We start from the raw sequence: 22,353 nt of genomic DNA on the forward strand, positions 1-22,353 counted from the left end.
CTTTTTGCTTATTTCTATTTTCCTCAACGCTATTTGGTCAGGAACTGCCTCCTATTAAAAATTATACCCCCAAGGAATATAATGGTGAATTCCAAAATTGGGCCATCACACAATCTCCTTCAAAAAACATATATGTGGCCAATCACACCAGCCTTTTGGAGTTTGATGGGAGCAAGTGGCATCAATATAAGCTCCCCACCTCACCCATAATACGATCGGTAAAGGCCGTTGGGGATAAAATTTACACGGGGTCTTATCGTGAATTTGGTTTTTGGACCAAAAATCCTGATGGGGAACTGGCCTACACTTCCTTATCCCAGAAAATGGAAACTTCTATTACGGAAGATGAAGAGTTTTGGGAAATCGTCACCCTGGACCAGTGGGTCCTGTTCCAATCACTGGACAGAATCTACATCTATGATAAAGTCGAGGATAGTTTTAAGATCATAGAAGCGAAATCGGACAAGGCGAACATGGGCATTGTAAACAACAATGTTTACTTTCAAATTGCCAGAGAAGGCTTGTTCACCATCCAAAATGGGGAACCAGAATTGGTAAGCAACGACCCTGTATTTACCAAAGAACCTATTGTTGGGCTGTACGGTGTTGGAAATGACCTGTTGATCCTTACCGAAAGTTCCCGCTTTTACCGATACGATTTAGAGACCGTTACGCCCTGGGAAACCGCATTGGATGATTTGAACATTAAGCTCTATAGCAGCATCCGACTTAATGATAGTTCTTTTGTCGTGGGCAGCATTTCCAATGGTTTCTATCACCTCTCCCCGGATGGCGAGACCATCATACAAAACATAGACCAAGAAAAAGGGCTGAACAACAATACGGTTCTATCCCTTTTTGAAGATGCCGAGAACAACTTATGGCTTGGACTTGACAACGGGGTGGCTACGGTAAACCTCTACTCCCCTTTTAACGAGTACGTGGACAAATTGGGCAACCTTGGTCTGGTATATGCCGCATTGAACCATGAAGGACACTTATATTTGGGCACCAATCAAGGCTTGTTTTACCGTAAGACCGCTTCACAGGACAATTTTAAATTAATAAACGGTACTGAGGGACAGGTTTGGAACCTTCAACTTTTGGATTCCACTATCTTCTGCGGACACAACAATGGCACCTTTATTATTGAGGAAAACAGGGCCGAACTTATTTCGGATTATCCCGGGACTTGGGGCGTAAAACCAATAGATGCCAATGACAACCTTTTGTTACAGGGAAATTATAATGGTTTGAGCATTCTTGAAAAAGTAGAGGGTTCTTGGAAATTCCGGAATGCCATCGATGGTTTTACCATTTCCAGTCGTTTTTTTGAAACGGACTCCCTCCAAGTGGTCGTGGACCATGAAAAAAAGGGATTATACTTTATCGAGTTGAATCCAAACTTTAGAGAGGTAAAACAAGTAACCAATGTAGAACGTATCGGTCACAGTTCGAACATTTTTAGTTTTCAGGATGAACTTTATTATAAAACGAATGCCGGTATCTACAACATTGACGAAAAAAATAACATTAGGCTGGACAGCACCATGACCCAAATGATTTTTAACGAGACTGATGCACAGGTCAGCATCATTATTCCAGAGAACTCTGAACAACGGCTTTGGTTTTTCACAAAATACGGACTCCAATATGTTACCCAAAGTACCCTTAGCAACAAACTGAGCTCTTCCCATATTTCCATTCCCAGGGACATTCGTGCCAATTTTGGGGTTTCGGGGTTTGAGAACATCTCAAAAATATCCGATTTCAAATATTTGATAGGGAGTTCCAACGGATTTGTCTCTCTGGACCTTACCAAAGTAGAACCTTCCAAACAAGAGGTACAGATAAATTCCGTTTATTACGGCGATTACCAAGAGCTGGATCTTAAAGCTCCAAAGGACAAAAAAGGATCATTTGAATATATCAACAACAATATTAGAATCGAGTACAGTGTACCGGAGTTTGATAAATATACCGAAGTCCGGTACCAGTATAAAATGGAGAACCTGTACAAAGGCTGGAGCGAATGGTCCCAAAACACGGACGTTACCTTCAAAAACCTCTCCTTCGGAGATTATACCTTTACCGTTAGGGCAATGGTGGGGAGCAACCTGAGTGAAAATACCGTTTCTTACAGTTTTACCATATTGCGCCCATGGTACCTATCCAACCTTGCGCTTTTGGTATACATAGTTGCCATCGCTTTGGTGTTTGTTCTGGTGCACAGACTTTATAATAATTACTATCGAAAAAAGCAGGAATCACTGATCAAACGGAACCGTAAAGAACTGGAACGAAGGGAACTGGAAAAAAAAGAACGTATTGCCCAAATACAGACGGAGAAACTTCAAAATGAGATTGACAATAAGAACCGTGAACTCGCCATTTCCACTATGAGCTTGGTCAAAAAAAATAAGTTTCTCTCATCCCTAAAATCTCAACTTAAGGAAGTACCCAACAAGGATAGGAACATTAAATCCGTAATCAGGGAAATAGACCAGAACATAAACAGCGAAGATGATTGGAAGTTTTTTGAAGACGCGTTCAACAATGCGGACAAGGACTTTTTAAAGCGGATCAAGAGTAAACACGATAGTCTAACCAATAACGATTTGAGATTGTGCGCCTATTTAAGATTAAACCTTTCCTCCAAGGAAATTGCACCATTGCTCAACATTTCCGTAAAAAGTGTGGAAATGAAGCGCTACAGGCTCCGTAAAAAATTCGACCTGCCCCATCAGGACAACCTCACAGATTATATTTTGAACTTTTAAACAGCTCTACTTTTACACACCATTCCTCTACAAATCTTAAAATTACCCCTACAATAACTCTACATTTTCACAAATCACCTCAAATTCAGCGATTTGCTAGGCAGCATAATGATGGGCTTATTTTTTCCAAATCCTCATATTTCAAGGGGTTTAAATAGCAAAACATCAATTTTTTCCCTGTAAAATTGACGATGTAGGTTTTTTATAGAGGTAGCTCCTTTGTTAAGAAGACGTTAAGCGATCTACATTTACGTCAAACTAAATTTACTCAAAAATGAGATATGGAATCTTAACATGGATAGTGCTTTTGTGCACCGTCTATGGTTATTCACAAACTAAAACCGTAACAGGTACGGTATCCGACAACATGGGACCCATGCCGGGTGTAAACGTACTTGTAAAGGGAACGACCAATGGGGTCGTTACCGATTTCGATGGTGAATTCACCATTGACGATGTTTCCAATGATGACACCCTAGTGTTCAGCTACATTGGGTTTGTATCGCAAGAAGTGCCGGTTGGCGCACAAACTGAAATCAACATTACACTGAGCGAGGATACACAATCCTTGGAAGAAGTAATTGTTGTAGGTTATGGTACCCAAAAGAAAAGTAACGTTATCGGCTCCGTGACCAGTGTGGAGGTGGATGAAGCAACCAACGTGCCCACCACGAACGTTTCCGAAATGCTGCGGGGTAGAGCCGCTGGTGTACAGGTAAATCTTGGTGATGCACGACCCGGGGGAAGCTCCAACATTATAATCAGGGGTAACGTATCCGTTGATGGAGGAAACTCTCCATTAATTATTGTGGACGGTCTCCCTTTTGACGACCTTAATGATGTGGCACCAGACGATATTGCCAATATCGAGATTCTTAAAGATGCATCCTCAACCGCCATTTATGGGTCCAGAGCATCCAATGGTGTAATCTTGGTAACGACCAAAAGAGGTAAAGCAGGCAAAGCTACTATTGACTACCATGGTTATACCACCGTACAAACACTGACCAAAAATTTCAATCAATATACCGGTTCCCAATTTATAGACCTAAGAAGGGAGGCCAACAGGAACAGGTTCACTGGCGATTATTTGAGCGATGAGAACATCTTTACACCTTTTGAACTAGAGGCCATTGAGAACCAGAACTTCGTGGATTGGGAAGATTTGGTACTCAGGGATGCAGTGATTCAGAGCCACGCGCTAAGCTTTTCCGCTGGTAGCGAAAAAACCAAGATTTTTTCCAGCGTCAACTATTTTTCACAAGAAGGTATTATTCCAAATTCAGGTTTTGACAGAGGCACATTCAAACTAAACTTAGAACAAAAAATATCTGATAAATTAACGTTCCTTGGAATCATCAATTATCAGAACGCAAAACAGGACCGCGAAACAGGAGGAATAAACTTTACCACAATAACACCACTTGCGCAGCCCTATACTGCGGATGGTGAGCTACAGAAGTTTTATCTGGGGCCATCGAACACATCTGTAAACCCCTTGTGGGACCAGAGAGAATCTGTAGATGAGACCAAAATCAACCTTACGGATGTCAACTTGAGCCTTATCTACGATATAGCACCCAACCTAAGTTACACGCTAAAAACCTTCTTAAGGAACAGGAACACCAACAGAGGTATATATCGCACATCATTGCACTCCGCAGGTGATGAAGGCTATAATGGATTGGGAATATTGTCCAACACCTTGTTCAAACAAGTGCTTGTGGAAAACATCCTAAACTACACCCCTCAAATCAACGATAAGCACAGTCTTGATTTGACAGCCGTACAGGCATTCGATGAACGCCGTAACGAATATACACAACTGGATAAATCCGGATTCAACAACGATGCCCTTGGTTTCAATGGCAACGCCACCGAACTTTTGAACAGCGTTAGGGATGTTTCCCAACGTAGGCTCCTTTCTTTCTTGGGAAGGGTGAGATATGGTTATATGGACAAATACCTTTTAGAAGCAACCGCACGTGCGGATGGTGCCTCGGTATTTGCCAAAAACAACAAATGGGGCTTCTTCCCTGCAGCATCCCTAGCATGGAAAATGCACATGGAACCCTTTATGCAAGATATGGATGCCATCAACGAAATGAAGCTTAGGGTAAGCTACGGTACTACAGGCAACCAAGGAATCAACCCTTTAGAATCTTTGGGTGTTTCCGATAATTTACCTTATATATTTGTAACAGATACAGGCGAATCTGAGACAGTAGCAGGTGGTACTGCTTCCGCAAGATTGCCCAATCCTGAACTAAAATGGGAGACCACGACCACATTGAACGCCGGTGTGGATTTTAGGTTGTTCAACAACCTTTTCCAAGGAACTTTTGAATATTACAAAGCCAACACGAAAGACCTTTTATTGGACAGAGTGATAGCCGGGTCTACAGGTTACGATATCATTAGATTTAATACTGGTGAAATACAGAACCAAGGTATTGAAGCGTCCTTGACCTCTAATATTATCCGAAAAGAAGATTTTAGTTGGTCTTTGGGCCTTGTTTTCTCCAGAAACAGAAATGAGGTAATCTCCTTAACAGGAGAGCTTGATGATCAAGGTAATCCCATCGATATAACCGATGCCAATTCAGGAAGACGTTTATCGGTAGGACAGTCCATCAACAATATCTGGTTGCCAAAATATGATGGCATTTACCAAGAAGGCGATGACATTGCCGGTTCCGGAAACCCATTGGCCCAGCCAGGTGATGTTCGCGTGGTGGATCAGGACGGCAATGGACAGATAGACAATCGCGATAACGTGTTCACAAATACCGATCCCGATTGGTACGGTTCCATCACCAATACCATCACTTACAAAAACTTTGACCTGTTTGCCGATATCTACATAGTACAAAACGCAACAAGGTTAAATCCCGTCCTTGCCAACGGAGAGCTTTGGAAAGGGGCCATAAACGGTATCAGGACCAAATATTACACCCCAGAATATCCATCGACAGAATATCCAAGGCCAAAACCCGACACGCACTTGCACCTGTTCCCTTTTGCCGTAAGGGATGCATCCTATGTGAGATTACGCACCCTTACATTGGGCTACAACATTCCTAGGGATACTTTCTCCAAGCTTGGATTGCAGAGTGCCAAGATATACCTAACGGGAACCAACCTGTTCACCTTTACCGATTTTAAATCGTACAGCCCGGAACAAACACCATTGGATGCAGACGACCCGAATAGATCGGCTTTCCCAGAGACCAGAAACATAACCGTGGGTGTAAAATTAGGATTCTAAAAAAATTGTCATGAAAAATATATTTCAACATTTAATATCACAAAAAGTACTGGTAGTATTAATTGCCATTACCACACTAACCTCTTGCGAAAAAGATTTTTTAGAAGATAAACTTTTATCTGAAGATTCAGTTGAGTTTCTTTACTCCACACCAGAGGGATTGGAAAATGCCGTTGTAGGCCTGTACACGCTCAACAGGAACCTATACCAAGATTTAAGTTTGAACGGAACCTATCCACTTATCCCACAGGCAAAAAGTGATTTGGGCGTAGGCATCACCGGAGAGGTTTCCCTGTACAGCCGTTTGTTGTGGGGAGCCAGCTTAGGTGATTTCGGTACCACCTCGGGCATCAATGCCTACTGGGTCAACTACTATAAAATAGTAGACAGGGCCAATGCCGTGATCCAAGGCGCCGAAAATTTGGAAGATATTGAAGAAGGTAGAAAAAACCAGATTCTTGCCGAGGCCAAATGTATGCGAGCACATGCCTACTTCACTTTGTACCGACTTTTCAACAACATTTTTATTACCACCGAGCCCACTACGCCCCAAAATGCGTTTGATGTACCCCAGGACAAATCCTCCGAAGAAGAAATCTTTTCACTTCTACGTTCCGATTTGGACTTCGCCATCGCAAACTTGGACTACGCCACCCCTCAATTTGGACGTTGGGCCCAAGGCGCGGCAAGACACCTGAGAGCCAAAGTGGCCATGTGGGAGAACGATTGGACCGAAGCAGCCGCTCAGACTGATGCCATCATCACAAGTGGCAGTCATAGTTTGACCGAGACCACGGCGGAAGTTTTTGCCGGAGAACTTGATCATTCCGAGACCCTATTTGCCATCAATTTTGAAAGACAAACTATCGGAGGTGGAAATCCCCACATCATGAACTGGAACATGGTATCGTCCTATGCGGATGCCCCAGGTTTGATTCAGTCCGTGGAAAATGGTGGCGCCGGAGCTGGATTTATTTCCTTGAACCAATACACCATCGACCTGCTCAATGAAGATCCCAACGATACCAGAAAAAATGGCACCTACTATATTTTCGAATATCTCTACAACGATGAGACCGCAGTACCTGCCGGAAGTGAATTGGGCGACCCATTGGACCTCTACGAGAACAGCGAGGACGATCAGAACGAGTTTATGCTCTACTACAGAAGGCAAAACCCTGGGATCATCAAGTTCCTCGATGAGACCGTAGAGCCTACCGATAGAAATCATTTTAAGAACATTATGATCTATCGTTTGGCAGAGACCTATTTAATCGGCGCCGAGGCCCATATGATGCTGAACAATTCCGCCAAGGCATTGGAATACCTTAATGCCGTGCGAACCAGAGCGAATACCGCTCCAGTTAACAGCATTGACCTGGAAACCATTTTGGAAGAACGGGCACGTGAACTTGCCTTCGAAGGGCAACGTTGGTTTACCCTGAAACGTACCGGATTGTTGTACGATTATCTTTTGGACCATATGAACAACGACAACATGAACGAATCCTATCCCGAAGGAAATCCAAAAGATATTCTTAGGGAATACATGCAGAATTGGCCCATACCACAACAACAAATGGACCTTTTGGGACCTAACTACCCACAAAACGATGGGTATAACTAAACCTGCACAAACTAGAATTAACTTATAACATTGAAAGATGAAAAAGCATAATAATAACATGGACAAATCCAGTTCCAGACTACCGTTAGTGGTTGTCCTATTGGCAATTGGAGTTTTGGGCACTATCATTTCTTGCGAAACGGAGGACGACATTCCGCCTCCTTCCGCCTATGTTCCGCCAACGCCGGAACCAGAGCCCGAACCAGGTGAAGACTGCACCTTTTCTACCATTGTTCCCGAATTGTCCGAAGGAATGGATTTTGAGTGCGGGGGACCTGAGGTAACCTTCTTTGGGGAAAAAGACGGTTCCTTTACTCTTGACTTTATAGAAAACCCGGACCCTTCGGGCATAAATACCTCGGAAACCGTGGTGGAATACACACAAACAGCCGATATAGAACCATGGGCAGGCTTCTTTTTTGATTTGGCCAGCAAAGTGGATTTCAATGAAATGCAGACCGTAAAAATTAAAGTGTATTCGCCCGCTGCGGACCAAATCGTGTTAATGAAGTTTGAGGACAAAACCGATAACTCCATTGCAAAAGAAGTTCAGGCGACCACAACCGTCGCAGGCGAATGGGAAGAACTTTCATTTGTTTTCTCGCCCAGTGATTCCGACAAATTCGATAGAATGATTCTGTTCTTTGACTTCAACGGAGAAAAGAGCGCCGAGACCACGCACTATTTTGACGACATCTTTATGAGCGAAGGCGGTGAAGTGGAAGAGCCCGTTGAAACGGGTGAACCTACCGCTCCCGCTCCCGACCCGACCATCGACCCAACAGAAGTGATCTCGTTGTTCAGCGATGTGTATACCAACGTTACAGTGGATACGTGGAGGACAGATTGGTCCAACGGAACTTTGGAGGACATCGAAATTGATGGAAATGCAGTCAAAAAGTACAGTGAGCTCAACTTTGTAGGAGTAGAAGCCACTTCCAGTCCAATTGATGCTTCTGGAATGACGCATTTTAGAACGGATATCTGGACAGGGGATGCTACGGAATTCAGAATAAAATTGGTGGATTTTGGAGCTGATGGTGCTTTCGATGGAGGTGACGATGTAGAGCACGAACTTGTGTTCGAAGCTCCCGCTCAGCAAGAATGGGTGACACTCGACATTCCGTTATCCGACTTTACCGGACTAACAACCAAAGAACATATTGCTCAATTAATTTTTGTTGGAGCTCCAACAGGCGCCAATACGGTTTTTGTGGACAACGTACTCTTTTATAACGATGCTGCACCGCTTGCTGCCGCGCCAACACCATCAGTTGACGAATCAAACGTAATATCGCTTTTCAGCAATACATATACCAATGTCGCTGTTGACACATGGAGGACTGATTGGTCCGATGCCACTCTTGAAGATATTCTGGTTGAGGGTGACGACGTGAAAAAATACAGCAATTTGAATTTTGTTGGCATTGAGACCGTGGCCTCACCAATCGATGCCACTAGCATGACTCATTTCCATACCAATATATGGACTGCTGATGCTACCCAGATTCGAATTAAACTGGTGGATTTTGGAGCTGATGGCGCCTATGATGGTGGTGATGATGTAGAACACGAGATTACGATCGAAAACCCCGAACAGGACACTTGGATTTCTCTGGACATTCCCCTTACGGATTTTACAGGTCTAACTACCAAGGGCCACATTGCACAATTAATCTATGCAGGTCAACCCGTTGGTTCTGCCACAATTTTTGTGGATAATGTATATTTCTATCAGGAGTAATTGAAAAACAAATCATAAATTGAATTGAGTTAGTTAATTAAGCAAACGGATGAGCTCCTTTCCCAAAAAGAAAGGGGCCAAATCCAACCAAGGTTTTCTATGAAAAACAAAGTATCCATATATCAAATAGTTAAAATGAGCATTTTCAATATCTCAATATTATCCCTTCTATTGACGATTTCTTGCAGTTCAGGAGATTCCGATTCCAATAGCGCACCCACCGATCTTAATGTCGTCATTTCAGTGGTAGGTTCAAACGACAATAATCCCGATGGTGATGGTTCCGGAACGGTGCAGATAACTGCTTCCGCCAACAATGCCGATAGGTACGCCTTCCGCTTTGGAACAGGAGACCAGATTGACAGCCAAACAGGTAGCATAGAGCATACGTTCCTTCAAACTGGGACCAATACCCATAACATCACTGTTTGGGCTTACGCTGAATCGGGCGAATTTATCAACGAGACCTATATCGTGGATGTTTACAAATCCGACGAGGCATTTGCCACCCTCGTTTTTTCTGATGAGTTTGACAATGAAGGAAGACCCGATGGGCAAAAATGGCACCATCAAATAATTCCCCCCAACAATGGCAGTTGGCACAATGATGAGCTCCAACACTATACCGACAGGGAGGATAACTCCTATGTAAACGAGGGAAGCTTAAAAATCAGGGCAGTTAAAGAGCAGTACTCGTACAATGGAAGCACAAAAGAATATACCTCGGCCAGATTGAACGCCAAGTTCGCCTTTACCTACGGACGTGTAGAAGTTAGGGCAAAACTCCCGAGCACAGCGGGCACATGGCCCGCCATTTGGACCTTGGGTGCCAATTCCAATGAAACGGGCAACTATTTTGGCGATCAATATGGAAATGTAGGTTGGCCTCTTTGCGGCGAAATCGATATTATGGAACAAACAGGCTGGGACAAAAACAGCACCATTTCACATTTTCATTGGGCAGATTTGAATACGGAAGTGTACAGTGATGAAGGCGGCGAAACAGCCGTTGCTGATGCATCATCGGAATACCACGTATATTCCATGGAGTGGGACAGCGAAAGCATCAAAACGTACGTGGACGACACTTTGGTATACGAATTCCAGAATGGTACCAACAAACCTTTCAACCACGAACATTACTTGCTTCTTAACATAGCAATAGGTGGAAATTTAGGTGGTGATGTACCGGCAAATTTTACCGAAGATATCTTTGAGATTGATTACGTAAGAATATATCAGTAAAACACAATTCCAGTGCAAAGGAGTTAGATACTGAACACTTCAATTTCAAGATTTTGGAAAAGTAACTTTAACTTATTCCAACCAACCAAAAGCCGGAGCAATGACTTCGGCTTTTTTTATTGGCCGAGTTCCTTTGCCTCAAAAGAGACCAACTCTTGGTTACTGAACCTTGCCGTGGCCTCGATGGGATTACAACATACTTCGCAATCCTCTACATAGGTTTGCTGGGGAACGGAACTATCCAATAAAAAGGAAATTTCCTCCCAACAGTAAGGACATTGAAAAAAGTGCTCGAACATCGTTTAGAAATCTACGTTGAGTAACTGACCACTGACCTGAAGCATTTGGATTTCCGCCAATTTTGCGTTGTACTTGGCCTGACTTTTAGCCAATTCGGCATTCAAAAGATTCAATTGGGCCTGCCGGAACTCTATGGAAGTCACCTGGCCAAGCTTGTATCGCTCATCGGTACGGGTAAAGTTGTTTTGGTTGGTCTGTAGGTTTTTCTCCTGAACTTGCAACACGTAGAGCGCATTGGTATAACTATCCCATGCATTGCGAATATCCCTTTCCACTTCCAACTGAATCTGTTTTTTTGCAATTTCCTGATTCTGATAGGCAATCTTGGCATTCTTGATACCGGTAATCGTGGTTCCCCCATCAAACAAGTTCCAGGTAAGGTTCACGGTCCCCGTTACCCCTGTAGAGGTGTTTTGCAAAGCAAAGGCCAATGGACTGTTGTTACTGGACTCGTTCCAACCATAGGCTCCCGTAAGTCCAACAGTGGGCAAATAACCGCTTTTGGCTATTCTGATATCATTAAGGCCCATGTTGATGTCCTTTTCCACAATTTGAAGCCTCACATTGTTTATTTGGGCCTCGTTGTACATATTTTCCATTTGAAGGCCGGGAACAAAGGTCACCGTGGTGTCGGCAGTAAACTGAGCGGATAAATCCCGGTTCAGTATCAAGTTCAAATCCCGCATGGTATTTCTTAGCTGCTGTTTGGAGTTCAATAAATTGATGCTGTCCGTATTAATGTCCACCTCGGCGTTCAACACATCCAACCCTGTATTTTGTCCAAATTCAAATTGGTACTGTGCCCTTTTGAGCCTATCCTTGGAAATCTCCAGGGCCTGTTCCAACGTAGCCGTATTTTCGGTAAGGCGGGCCGCTTCGTAATACACGGTGAACAATTGTAAAATGGTATTTTCGATGGTCTGTCTGACCTCCAATTCCGATTGTTCCGACCTTTCCTGAAAACTCTTATAATTGTAATATCTGCCAAGACCGTCGAACAAGGTATAATTTACGTTCACTGCAGCATTGTACCTTCTTGTCTCCGCCCCTTCCGCTCTTCTTGTATCCCCGTTGGCCAAGACACCTTCGGAGTTTTGCTTGTCGATACTACCACTGGCATTTCCCGTCACCGACGGCAAATAGCCCGAATTCAGGATGTCGGCATTGTTCTCATCGATAAGCTTGGTATTTCGGGCGACTTTGATATCCAAGTTGTTCTCCAAAATCAAGTTGATGGCCTCCTCTTTGGTAAGCACCTCATCCTGTGCATGGACGAATGAGCCAATCAACATTAAAATCAGGGGTATTTTATACAAAAAGCTTTTCATTATCTGGTCTCTTCTGCAACGTTTGAGGTTTTTTCTCCGTTTTGTGACATATCGCTACTGTCGGTTCCGTTCAGGCTCACACTTTTCGATTGCATATCTTCTTCTTCATGCTGTTCGCGGATGGCTCGTTCCACCTCTTCCGGTGTAACTTCTTCTCCTGTCCACAGGCGTTTTGCCAAAACTTTCATATTGTTTCCAAAGGAAAGCAACAAAGGGAGCATGAGCAATGTCAAAATAGTGGCAAAGCCAATTCCGTAGGCAATGGAAATGGCCATGGGCTTTAAGAACTGGGCCTGACGACTTTTTTCCAAAAGCAAGGGCGCCAAACCGGCAATAGTGGTTACCGATGTCAAGAAAATGGCCCTAAAACGGGAACGGCCCGCTTCGTAAAGGGCATCATCGAACTTCATCCCGTTTCTTAGATTGATATTGAATTTACCTATAAGTACCAATCCATCGTTTACCATAATACCTATCAACGCTATAATTCCCAACATGGAAAGAATATTGATAGGGAAACCGTGCAACCAATGTCCCCATGCCACGGCGGTTAAACTGAAGGGCACCATAAAAATCAACAACAAAGGTTGACTGATACTCCTAAACGTAAAGGCAATGGTTATAAAAATGAGGAACAATACAATGGGACCCACAAATCCAAGTGAGCCAATGAGTTTGTTGGCCTCCCTGTTCTGTCCTTCATAAGACGGACTGATTGACGGATACTTTGCCAATATGTCTGGCAACACTTCGTTACGTATCCACAACATGGCATCGGTTCCGCTCGTGGTTTCCGGGTCGGTCAAATCCGAGGACACCTGTATTTCCCTTCTACCTTCCAAATGGTTGATGGCCACATCTCCTCTTTCAATGGTATAGGTTGCTATTTCTTTTAATGGGATGCGGTCGCCGCTCGGGGCCAATATCCGCATTTCGTCCAAATCGGATATGGAAGACCTGTTTTCCCTATCGTAACGCACCCATACCCTGATTTCGTCCTGTCCCCTTTGGAAACGCTGCGCCTGGGCACCAAAGAAACCGCCTCGAACTTGGTTCATTACCGTGCGGAGGTCCAAACCGAGCAAATAGGCATTTTCCTTGAGTTCCAGGCGTATTTCCTTGATTCCTGCGGGATCATTGTCCGTTACGTCCTTTAGATTGGAATTGGCTTCCATGGCTTGCTTAAGCTCTATTTTTGCAGCTTTTAGCTCTTCAATATTATTTCCCAAAAGGGATACGGACACTGGATTTCCACCAAAGTTACCGCCCGAGCCGTAAATCAAGCTCTCCACTCCGATTACAGGACCCATAAGCTCGCGAAGGCGTGTGGTTACCATATCGGCACGTATGCCATCCGGACGCTCTTCACCGGGCAACAAATTGATTTCCAGTGTTGCCGTTGATGAACCGGGACCAAGATTCTTGATCATGTTCACAAAAAGCATTTTGTCAGTGCCCTGTAAATACTCATCTGTTAACTCCTGATTGACGATATGTGCTTTCTCTTGAATGAGGCTTATGATGGAATCGGTGACTTTTTCATTGGTTCCGTTGGGCATTGTAAGATCTATGGATACTTGATCACTCGCAATTCTTGGAAAAAATGCGGTACGGACTACGCCTCCACCTATGGAACCCAATGTTAGCACCAATGCCATAAAGAATAGCGCAAAGGTCAAAAACTTATAGTTCAACATAAACCGGAGCGCAGGACTGTACCAATTGTCCCGCATGTAGTTCATTATCCTGTCGCCTATTCTGTTGATGACCCTTAGCTTCGCAAATATTTGCGCTATACTTGTTTTGGGCTTATCGTCCTTAGGATGCAAAGCCTTGGAATGGGCCAAGTGGGCCGGCAATATGATCAATGCCTCTACCAAGGATACGACCAAGGTGAGAATCACGATAACGGATACTTCACTAAAAAACTCACCTATTCGGCTATCCAAGAACAGGAATATCGAAAAGGCCAATATGGTGGTGATAATGGCCGATATAATTGGTGGAATCACTTCCATGGTACCATCAAGAGCGGCTTGCACTGGTGATTTTCCGTCTTCGTAATGTTGATAGATGTTTTCGGCTATCACGATTCCGTCATCCACCAGAATACCGATCACGATAATCATCCCAAAAAGGGAAAGTACATTAATGGTAACATTGAACATTGGGGCAAACACGAACATCCCCAAAAATGCAATCGGGAGTCCGAAGGCCACCCAAAATGCCAGTCTTGTGTTCAAAAACAGCGATAGGAAGACCAATACCAATATCATTCCCACGATAGCGTTCTCGGTCAAGAGTTGGGTTCGCTGCGTCAATGTTGTAGAGCGATCGTCGATCACATCCAACCGTACATTGGTATATTTTTCGTTGAAGTCCTCGATGTACTGCCTCACATTCTCTGCAGAACCCATCAAATCTTCTGTGTTGGTACTGGTTATGGTAATATTCACCGCCAGCTCTCCATTAAAATAAGAGGCATTTGGCGTTTCGGAGAATCTATCACGGATAACGGCTACGTCCTTTAAACGTACCGCCCGTCCGGCAGCATCGCCCCTAACTACAATATTGGAGAGCTCGTCCCCATAATAGGAACGGTTGTTTGCCCTGATCAGATATTCTTCGGTAACGGTCTTAATGTTCCCTCCGGTGACCAGAATGTTTGCATTGGAAACAGCTTGGGCCACATCTGTAAAAGAAAGATTGTATGCCAAGAGGCTGTTTTCATCTACTGCAATCTCGATTTCCTCGTCCGGATAACCGTCTATTTGTATTTGTGAGATACCGTCAATGGCCCTTAGATCGTTCTCTATCTGACGGGCAATTTGTTTTAACGTTGCCAAGGGAATATCCTTTCCGCTCACTGCAAAGCTTATCGTGGGCCTTACAGGCTCCTGCTTGGCCACGATCAAAGGTTCCATTCCTGTTGGGAAGGTAGGCACACGGTCCACCGCATTTTTAACCTCCAACAGCATAAAATCCACATTCCGTTCTTTCTCTATCTCTACATTGATGGTACCGCTGTTCTCCCTTGAAGTGGAGGTTACTCGCTCTACCCCTTCGAGCCCTTTGAGGTTGTCCTCAATCTTTAGGACAATTCCTTCCTCTATTTCTTGGGGAGATGCTCCAGGATATGCTATGGTGATGGTAATGTTCCGAGCTTCGTTGAGTGGAAAAAATGATGATTTTAAGGAAAGAATCCCCACGACCCCAAAAACAAAAAATGCCAGAATAAAGACATTTACTGCCATGTGGTATTTAATAAAATACGAGATGAGCTTTCTCATGGCAGGGGTTTTTAAGATTTACTTTCGTCAAAAGTGCGCACCAACATGCCGGCATAGGCACCTGTCATCGGTTTGGCCACGATTACTTCACCGTCGGGAACATTTTTTAGTACAACGGTCCTGTCCGTAAAGAACACAGGTTTAACATCCATCAGATCCAAAATGGAGTCGCGAACCACAAAAATCTGATTGTTTTCCAACAACAGGGAGCGATTGATCTCTATGGCATTTGGTTCTTCCTTCGCCTCCAGGTTGGCTTCAAGGTATTGGCCTTCCTTTAAGTTATCCCCGCTCACTTCGATATAAACCATTATCGTCTGCGAATTTTGGTCCACCCGGCTGTTTACACGGGTCACTTCGCCCATGTAGGATTGGGTCTTTTCCAAATTGGTAAGTTCCACCTTGCGGCCAACTCTCAAAAAATCGCCATAAGTTTTGCTTACAGAAACTCCCAATTCATACAATCCCGTATCGATAAACTCACCAAGTTTTTGCCCTGATCTTACCAGCGTTCCTTCGGTGACCAAAGCTTCGGTCAACACTCCCGTAAATGGGGCCGTTATGGTATATTTGGACAAACGCTGTTCCAAATTCTTAACATTGTAGTACGTTGTGATGATTTCCCTTCCGGTTATAAAGAATTTTTCCTTTTCCGAATCCAGTTTCGGCAGCTCCGGAGTGGTCTTCTCCAAATCAAAACCATTGAGATATTGCTGCCATTTGGGGTAAATCTCCGGATAATCCAGCCTAAGGTCCGGCATTATGGAAGTGAGCAAATTGTATAGATTACTTTTGGCGGATTGCACGGTGGCATAATACTCACTTGCATCGATTCGAATCAATGTTTGTCCCGCGGCATATTCCTGTCCGGTACGAAACAATTTGCTTCCTGGCCTAAAAACACCCTGCACTTCGGAGTAAAGCTCGACCCTTTTTTTGGCCTGAAGATTTCCATTTGCCGGCACCATTATGGGTATGGTGGTATTCTGAACCGTATCCACAAAAACAGTCTTGACTATTTTTTGTGATGGCGGCCTATTGTTCTCCTTACTATCCGCAATCAATCCTGCAAAATATAGCGAGGCAAAAATAATCACACCTCCGACTACAGCAGATATTATAAGCTTTCGCATGTGTTAGTTGGTTTAATCGGTGCAAATCTATCCCCTACATTTTTTACAATGGTTAAATATTTCATAAAATCTCCCACAAATTTTGATGCAAAAAAAATGGGGATACACGCCTGTATCCCCAAACCAAACAAACTAAAGTAATACTAACTACTCGTTTTCGTTTTCGTCCTCGAACTTGGTATCTGCCATTCGAGTTCGGTCTATATTAATTTCATTGAATTTTGGACTCAAAGTTTTATCATCGGTATCAAAGACCAAAAACTGCTTGGAGTCCATTCCGTGCAGAGTATTGAAAGAGTTAAATCTATTGTTTTGGAGTTGCAATATCCTTAAGCTTGCCAATTGTCCGAACTCGGCCGGAATCTCACCGCCCAATTGATTGTTGGACAGGACCAACTCCTTTAACTGAGCCAAGTTTCCAATCTCCGCAGGTATCTGTCCTTCCAATTTGTTCTCAAAAAGACCTAAGGCCTCCAAGTTTGAAAGGTTCCCAATGGATTTGGGTATGATTCCTTTAAGGTTGTTGCTCGATAAATTCAACTCTCGTAAATTTTTAAGTTCTCCGAAGCTCTCCGGTATATTTCCGGTCAAAAAATTATTGAACATGGAGAACACTTCCAATTCTTTAAGATTGTCTACTCCTTCCGGGATTTCACCTTTGATTCGGTTCATCTCCAAACGTAGAGTCTTTAAGTTTTCCAATTTTACAATGTCCTTTGGAAGTACGCCCGTAATCTGGTTAAACGCCAAATTCAATGTAGAAAGGTGCTTTAAGTTACCTAAACTTTCAGGGAGCGTGCCACTTAAATTATTCATAAAAAGTGTGAGGCCCACCACATGGCCTTTATGCACCTGTACGCCCTTCCATGTGTTTACCGGAGCGTTTAAATCCCAAGAAGAATTCCATTCCTTGCCGTTGGTACTGTTGTAAAAGTCTACCAATGCAGATTTTTCCTTGGGGGAAACCTGTCCATTGGCGAACGATATGCTGGCCGAGGACATCAAGCAAAAGAGAAAAATCGTAATACGAAGCATCTTTTCTTATTTAGTTGTAGGAAATTTACAGACAAAATAATAAAAATACGAAACATCCTACAAGTTTTATCGACAAACTCCCTGCAATATGTTGTGAATTCGTGAAAAAGCGTTGTGAGAAGTGGGAATAATCTTTAATCCAAGGCTTCAAGCTTATGGGACAGCGATTCCCAATCTTCCATAAGACCTTCCAATTCTTGCTTTTTACCCTCGTATTTATCAAAAAAGTTAGGCTTTGCTATAGTGGCATCGTAGTCCATGAGCAAATCATGGTCAATATCGGCAATTTCCTTTTCCAATTGTGAAATTCTCTTCTCTACTCCGCTGAGTCGGTTTTTGAGTGATTTTTGCTTTTTCTGGGTATGGTAGTCGCTCTCCTTTGCCCTTTCTTGGGATTTTTCTTCTTTCTTTTGATCTCCTTTCTCAACGCTTCGGAAATCTTCCATCTTTCGTTGTTCAAGGTAAAAATCAATATCACCCAAATATTCTTTGATTCCCCCATCTTTAAACTCGTAGACCCTATCGGTCAACCCTTGAAGAAAATCACGGTCGTGAGATACCAGAATCAATGTTCCTTCAAAATTTTGCAAGGCTTGCTTTAAAACGTTCTTGGATTTGATGTCCAAGTGGTTGGTAGGTTCGTCCATCACCAAAACATTGAAGGGCTGCAAGAGCATTTTGGCCAAGGCCAAGCGGTTGCGCTCACCTCCGGACAGCACCTTTACATACTTGTCCACCTCATCTCCCCTGAACAAAAATGACCCGAGGATATCCCGCACCTTGCTACGGTTTTTTTCATTGGCGGCATCGATCATGGTATCCAGAATGGTTTTGCTGCCATCCAGATATTCGGCCTGGTTTTGGGCAAAATAGCCCAATTGCACATTATGGCCAATCTTTAAATCCCCCTTATATTCCAGTTCACCTACCATAATTTTGGCAAGCGTCGTTTTTCCTTGGCCATTTTGACCTACAAATGCGGTCTTGCTCCCTCGGTCGACCATGAGATCGATATCTTGAAGCACTTTTTTAGGGCCATAACTTTTAGAGATTCCTTCCAGTTCGGCAACTACCTTTCCGGGAGTAACAGAGACAGGAAATCTAAGGTTCATCACACTGTTGTCCTCCTCGTCCACCTCGATACGCTCCATTTTATCCAACTTCTTGATCAAGGATTGGGCCATGGAGGCCTTGCTGGACTTGGCCCTGAACTTTTCTATCAGCCTTTCGGTCTGCTGAATTTGCTTTTCTTGGTTTTTCTGCGCACTCAATTGCTGCTCCTTGATTTCCTTGCGGTGCACCAAAAACTGGGAATAGGGTTTGCTGTAATCGTAAATCCTTCCCAAGGAAATCTCAATGGTACGGTTGGTCACATTGTCCAGGAACATTTTATCGTGGGAGACAATTACAACGGCTCCGGTAAAGTTGCGCAAGAATTGCTCCAACCAAATTATGGATTCGATATCCAAGTGGTTGGTAGGCTCATCCAGCAAAAGTACATCGTTGCTCTGGAGCAACAGTTTGGCAAGTTCGATCCGCATACGCCAACCGCCGGAAAATGTATCAGTGAGTTTGTTGAAATCTTCCCGCTTAAAACCTAATCCAAGCAATACTTTTTCGGTATCGCCCTGGTAGTTATACCCGCCCAAAATTTCATATCTGTGGGTCACATCGTTCAGGTCCACCATCAATTGATGATACCCCTCGCTTTCATAATCGGTGCGCTCCGCCAATGCTGTGTTTATCTCGTCTAGTTTCAGCTCCATTTCCTTGATCTCCGAAAATGCCTGATAGGACTCTTCCAGGACCGTTCTACCTTCCTCAAAGTCGATATCCTGTTTTAGAAAACCTATTTTGATGTTTTTTTCGGTTGCTATGGCACCTTCGTCCAAGGGCATTTCCTTGGCCAAGAGTTTGAGCATTGTTGATTTTCCTGCACCATTCTTTCCGATAAGCCCTACCCGATCGCCCCCATTAAGACGAAACGATATTTCCTCGAACAGATATTCCCCTCCAAAGGCTACGGATAGATTATGAACATTTAGCATTATATGTGACCTTGATTACAAAACATTAATCGGCGAATATGTACTTTTGTACAAAAGCCGTGCAAATGTTAAAAAAAGGAACCAAAATGTACAGCATTTTAACAGGAAACTGTCCAAGATGCCAAGAGGAGAGCATGTATGAAAAGTCCAATCCCTATGTACTTTCCAAAATTTTCAGCATGAACGAACGATGTTCCCATTGCGGTTTAAGGTATAAGATTGAGCCTTCTTTTTTTTACGGAGCGATGTACGTAAGCTATGCAGTGGGCATTGCCTTTGCGGTCGCGGCTTTTGTGATTTCATTCTTGTTTCTGGACGCTTCATTACCCACGACTTTTATTGCCATTGTGGGCACTTTAGTGGTTTTTATGCCGGTCATAATTAGACTTTCCAGAAATATTTGGATCAATTTTTTTGTGAAGTACGATGGAACTTCGGCCAAAAAGCACGAAACCGCGTAGCGCTAATTGGAGTAGTATTTTTTGGTAAATCGTTGAATGTCCATTTCGGGGTCTAGCTCGCTTTGTTTTTCTATAAAATCGAACAATTGTTTGGAGGCGTACGGCCCGATCATCACTCCCCTTGAACCAAATCCATTCAGGACATAAAGGTTTTGGTGTTCTGGATGCCTTCCCACGAGTGGCCTACGATCTACAACGGTTGGTCTTATGCCCGCCACATGGTCCACAACCTCAAAATCGCATTGTAAAAAAGTACTGAGTTTTCTTAGGAGTTCGTTCTTGGATTCCTCTGTGGGTTGGTTGGTCTTATCCTGCCACTTATACGTAGCTCCCACCAAATACCTGTCATTTTCCATGGGAATGGTAAAAACGGACGATTTGATGACGTTGTTCTCTTTGTAATCAGGGGCATGGATGATGAGCAATTCCCCTTTGGTCCCGTTCAAGGGCAGATACCCAAAGTATGGATTCTGTTTTAGGCCAAAGCCAGTGGCAAAAACTAATTTTTTTGCGATTATATCCTTATATGACACGGTATCGCTTGAAATGGACAATGCATCAAAGTCAAAAGTTTCCTCTACAAATGCACCACTATTTTTGAGATAGCTTTTATATGAACGGATCAAAGCTCTGGTGTCAATCCTACCAGTATGTTTCACCTCTCCAAATCCATGAGGGGCATTTATTGAAGGATTGTTGTTCGGGATAATCTTAGTGGAGAGGAAATAATCCAAATCCGGGCGGTCCGAAGCTTCGAACCATAGGTTTTGTTCTTCTATCGACGCGAATTTTCGTAGAACCGGAAGTTCATAATCCAATGTAACACCCAGTTTTTGTTCCAATTTTTGATAAAACGGTTTTGCTCCCTGCAGCTGCATTTTGGCTTTCCAGGCCATGGTAAACCGCTTCAAAATAACTGGGTTGTACAGGCCTCCTGCAACTTGGGACGCCTGTTGGGATCCATCGGTAATCACTTTGAAGGTTTTCCCATTTTCTTCCAGAACCTCGCAAAAAGAGATTCCTGCCAAACCTAGCCCTACTACAATATAATCAACCATACCGCAAAATTAGCGAACTGAGCGAATCCCTGACATTTTCATTTGACTTTAAACCAAAAAAAACGCCGCACTGAGTGCGGCGTTTTGCTTTATTGAATTGGAAATATTCTATGAACGATATTAATACGCCCACATATCTTGCTCCCTGTCTCGAATTCCCTCTTTAATTCTTTGGGCCTCCAAGAGCTGGAACAAGGCATTATCAAAAATGTAATCGCTTATCTCACGATCTTCGTGAACGTTTTCTTCTTTATAGATCACACCATTGAATCGACGCGCGTTCAACAACATATCAAAAGAAATGGGTCTTGCGGAGTTTTGCTGGTTGTACACCTTGGCATCGTGCAAAATTTGACGTGCCGCCGGATACCATACCCAGAACAACTCTACTTTGTTCTCCCCCGTTCCCATAGATTCATCGTCTATAAAGTTTACATCGGGAGCAACCGGGGCAATTCCCAATAAGCGATACTTAAGCTCACCTTGGCGCTTATCGAAATACCACATTCCTTTAATTCGGAATTCCTCAATATCAGCGGCTGTCAAATCCCTTCTGTTGATAAATTCAGGGGATATTTGCTCACCGGCATTCAATTGTTCATATCCAAGGTCAGTGGTATCCACTTTACGCAAGGTTGCCGAAAGATCCTCCAACTTTCTCTTCTCTGTAAAGTAAGAGTCTGCATATACCTCGGTAAGGTTACCGTTTCTGATGTTTTTCATCAAAACGTGGTATAAAGACCTTCTATCGGCACCAATACCTATGGTATCGGTCGGGTAATACAATGGAAAGTTGACTCGCTCGTCAAGATCGATGATTTCCCAAACGGTCTTGGACCAAAGGATATCCCTATCATCCACATAACCGTATTCCAAGGGCTCATCGGCATCTTGCTCTATTTGAGCTTGGGTTTTCTTACCTATATCTTCGGGCAGCTTGGCATTCAAAATGTTTGCCTGTGCCATGATTGATACTGGCAATATGCCTAACAATCCAATTAATAATGCGTTTTTCCAATTCATGATCACTTGTATA

14 protein-coding genes are annotated in these 22,353 nt (G+C 43.5%); 6 read left to right on the top strand and 8 right to left on the bottom strand.

Annotated features, from left to right (window positions below):
• Positions 1–134 precede the first annotated feature (134 nt).
• From GVT53_RS14595 to GVT53_RS14615, 5 genes are all read left to right on the top strand, one after another.
• Complete coding sequence (locus tag GVT53_RS14595) at positions 135–2,780, top strand: helix-turn-helix and ligand-binding sensor domain-containing protein (RefSeq protein ID WP_240905032.1); 2,646 nt, start codon at positions 135–137, stop codon at positions 2,778–2,780.
• A gap of 274 nt (positions 2,781–3,054) precedes the next feature.
• Positions 3,055–6,048, top strand: coding sequence for a SusC/RagA family TonB-linked outer membrane protein (locus GVT53_RS14600; protein WP_166249236.1), 2,994 nt, complete (start codon positions 3,055–3,057; stop codon positions 6,046–6,048).
• Between the two features lie 10 nt (positions 6,049–6,058).
• The gene (locus tag GVT53_RS14605) at positions 6,059–7,675 is read left to right on the top strand and encodes a RagB/SusD family nutrient uptake outer membrane protein (protein WP_166249237.1); all 1,617 of its coding nucleotides are present in this window, start codon (positions 6,059–6,061) and stop codon (positions 7,673–7,675) included.
• A gap of 37 nt (positions 7,676–7,712) precedes the next feature.
• On the top strand, positions 7,713–9,419 hold the full coding sequence (locus GVT53_RS14610; RefSeq protein WP_166249238.1) for a hypothetical protein: 1,707 nt from the start codon (positions 7,713–7,715) through the stop codon (positions 9,417–9,419).
• Positions 9,420–9,518: 99 nt separating this feature from the next.
• Positions 9,519–10,664, top strand: coding sequence for a glycoside hydrolase family 16 protein (locus tag GVT53_RS14615; protein ID WP_166249239.1), 1,146 nt, complete (start codon positions 9,519–9,521; stop codon positions 10,662–10,664).
• Between the two features lie 116 nt (positions 10,665–10,780).
• Here the strand turns inward: GVT53_RS14615 and GVT53_RS14620 are convergent, their stop codons facing one another.
• The 6 genes from GVT53_RS14620 to GVT53_RS14645 form a co-directional block, all read right to left on the bottom strand.
• Positions 10,781–10,963 (bottom strand): CPXCG motif-containing cysteine-rich protein, encoded by a 183-nt coding sequence (locus GVT53_RS14620; RefSeq protein ID WP_166249240.1) that lies wholly within the window; start codon positions 10,961–10,963, stop codon positions 10,781–10,783.
• Positions 10,964–10,966: 3 nt separating this feature from the next.
• On the bottom strand, positions 10,967–12,292 hold the full coding sequence (locus tag GVT53_RS14625; RefSeq protein WP_166249241.1) for a TolC family protein: 1,326 nt from the start codon (positions 12,290–12,292) through the stop codon (positions 10,967–10,969).
• On the bottom strand, positions 12,292–15,582 hold the full coding sequence (locus tag GVT53_RS14630) for an efflux RND transporter permease subunit (RefSeq protein ID WP_166249242.1): 3,291 nt from the start codon (positions 15,580–15,582) through the stop codon (positions 12,292–12,294). The genes GVT53_RS14625 and GVT53_RS14630 overlap by 1 nt, the downstream gene beginning before the upstream one ends.
• 11 nt (positions 15,583–15,593) lie before the next feature.
• Positions 15,594–16,715, bottom strand: a complete 1,122-nt coding sequence (locus GVT53_RS14635; RefSeq protein ID WP_166249243.1) for an efflux RND transporter periplasmic adaptor subunit — start codon at positions 16,713–16,715, stop codon at positions 15,594–15,596.
• A gap of 147 nt (positions 16,716–16,862) precedes the next feature.
• Positions 16,863–17,750, bottom strand: coding sequence for a leucine-rich repeat domain-containing protein (locus GVT53_RS14640; protein WP_166249244.1), 888 nt, complete (start codon positions 17,748–17,750; stop codon positions 16,863–16,865).
• A 134-nt stretch (positions 17,751–17,884) separates the two neighbouring features.
• Complete coding sequence (locus GVT53_RS14645; protein ID WP_166249245.1) at positions 17,885–19,798, bottom strand: ABC-F family ATP-binding cassette domain-containing protein; 1,914 nt, start codon at positions 19,796–19,798, stop codon at positions 17,885–17,887.
• Positions 19,799–19,863: 65 nt separating this feature from the next.
• On the opposite strand from GVT53_RS14645, the gene GVT53_RS14650 reads away from it, so the two are divergent.
• Positions 19,864–20,259 (top strand): DUF983 domain-containing protein, encoded by a 396-nt coding sequence (locus tag GVT53_RS14650; RefSeq protein WP_166249246.1) that lies wholly within the window; start codon positions 19,864–19,866, stop codon positions 20,257–20,259.
• 2 nt (positions 20,260–20,261) lie between these two features.
• Here the strand turns inward: GVT53_RS14650 and GVT53_RS14655 are convergent, their stop codons facing one another.
• On the bottom strand, positions 20,262–21,317 hold the full coding sequence (locus tag GVT53_RS14655; RefSeq protein ID WP_166249247.1) for an NAD(P)/FAD-dependent oxidoreductase: 1,056 nt from the start codon (positions 21,315–21,317) through the stop codon (positions 20,262–20,264).
• 120 nt (positions 21,318–21,437) lie between these two features.
• Positions 21,438–22,340 (bottom strand): type IX secretion system ring subunit PorN/GldN, encoded by a 903-nt coding sequence (gene porN / locus GVT53_RS14660; RefSeq protein WP_166249248.1) that lies wholly within the window; start codon positions 22,338–22,340, stop codon positions 21,438–21,440.
• Between the last annotated feature and the right edge of the window lie 13 nt (positions 22,341–22,353).

The sequence above is a fragment of the Flagellimonas oceani genome (assembly GCF_011068285.1).
GTDB lineage: Bacteria > Bacteroidota > Bacteroidia > Flavobacteriales > Flavobacteriaceae > Flagellimonas > Flagellimonas oceani.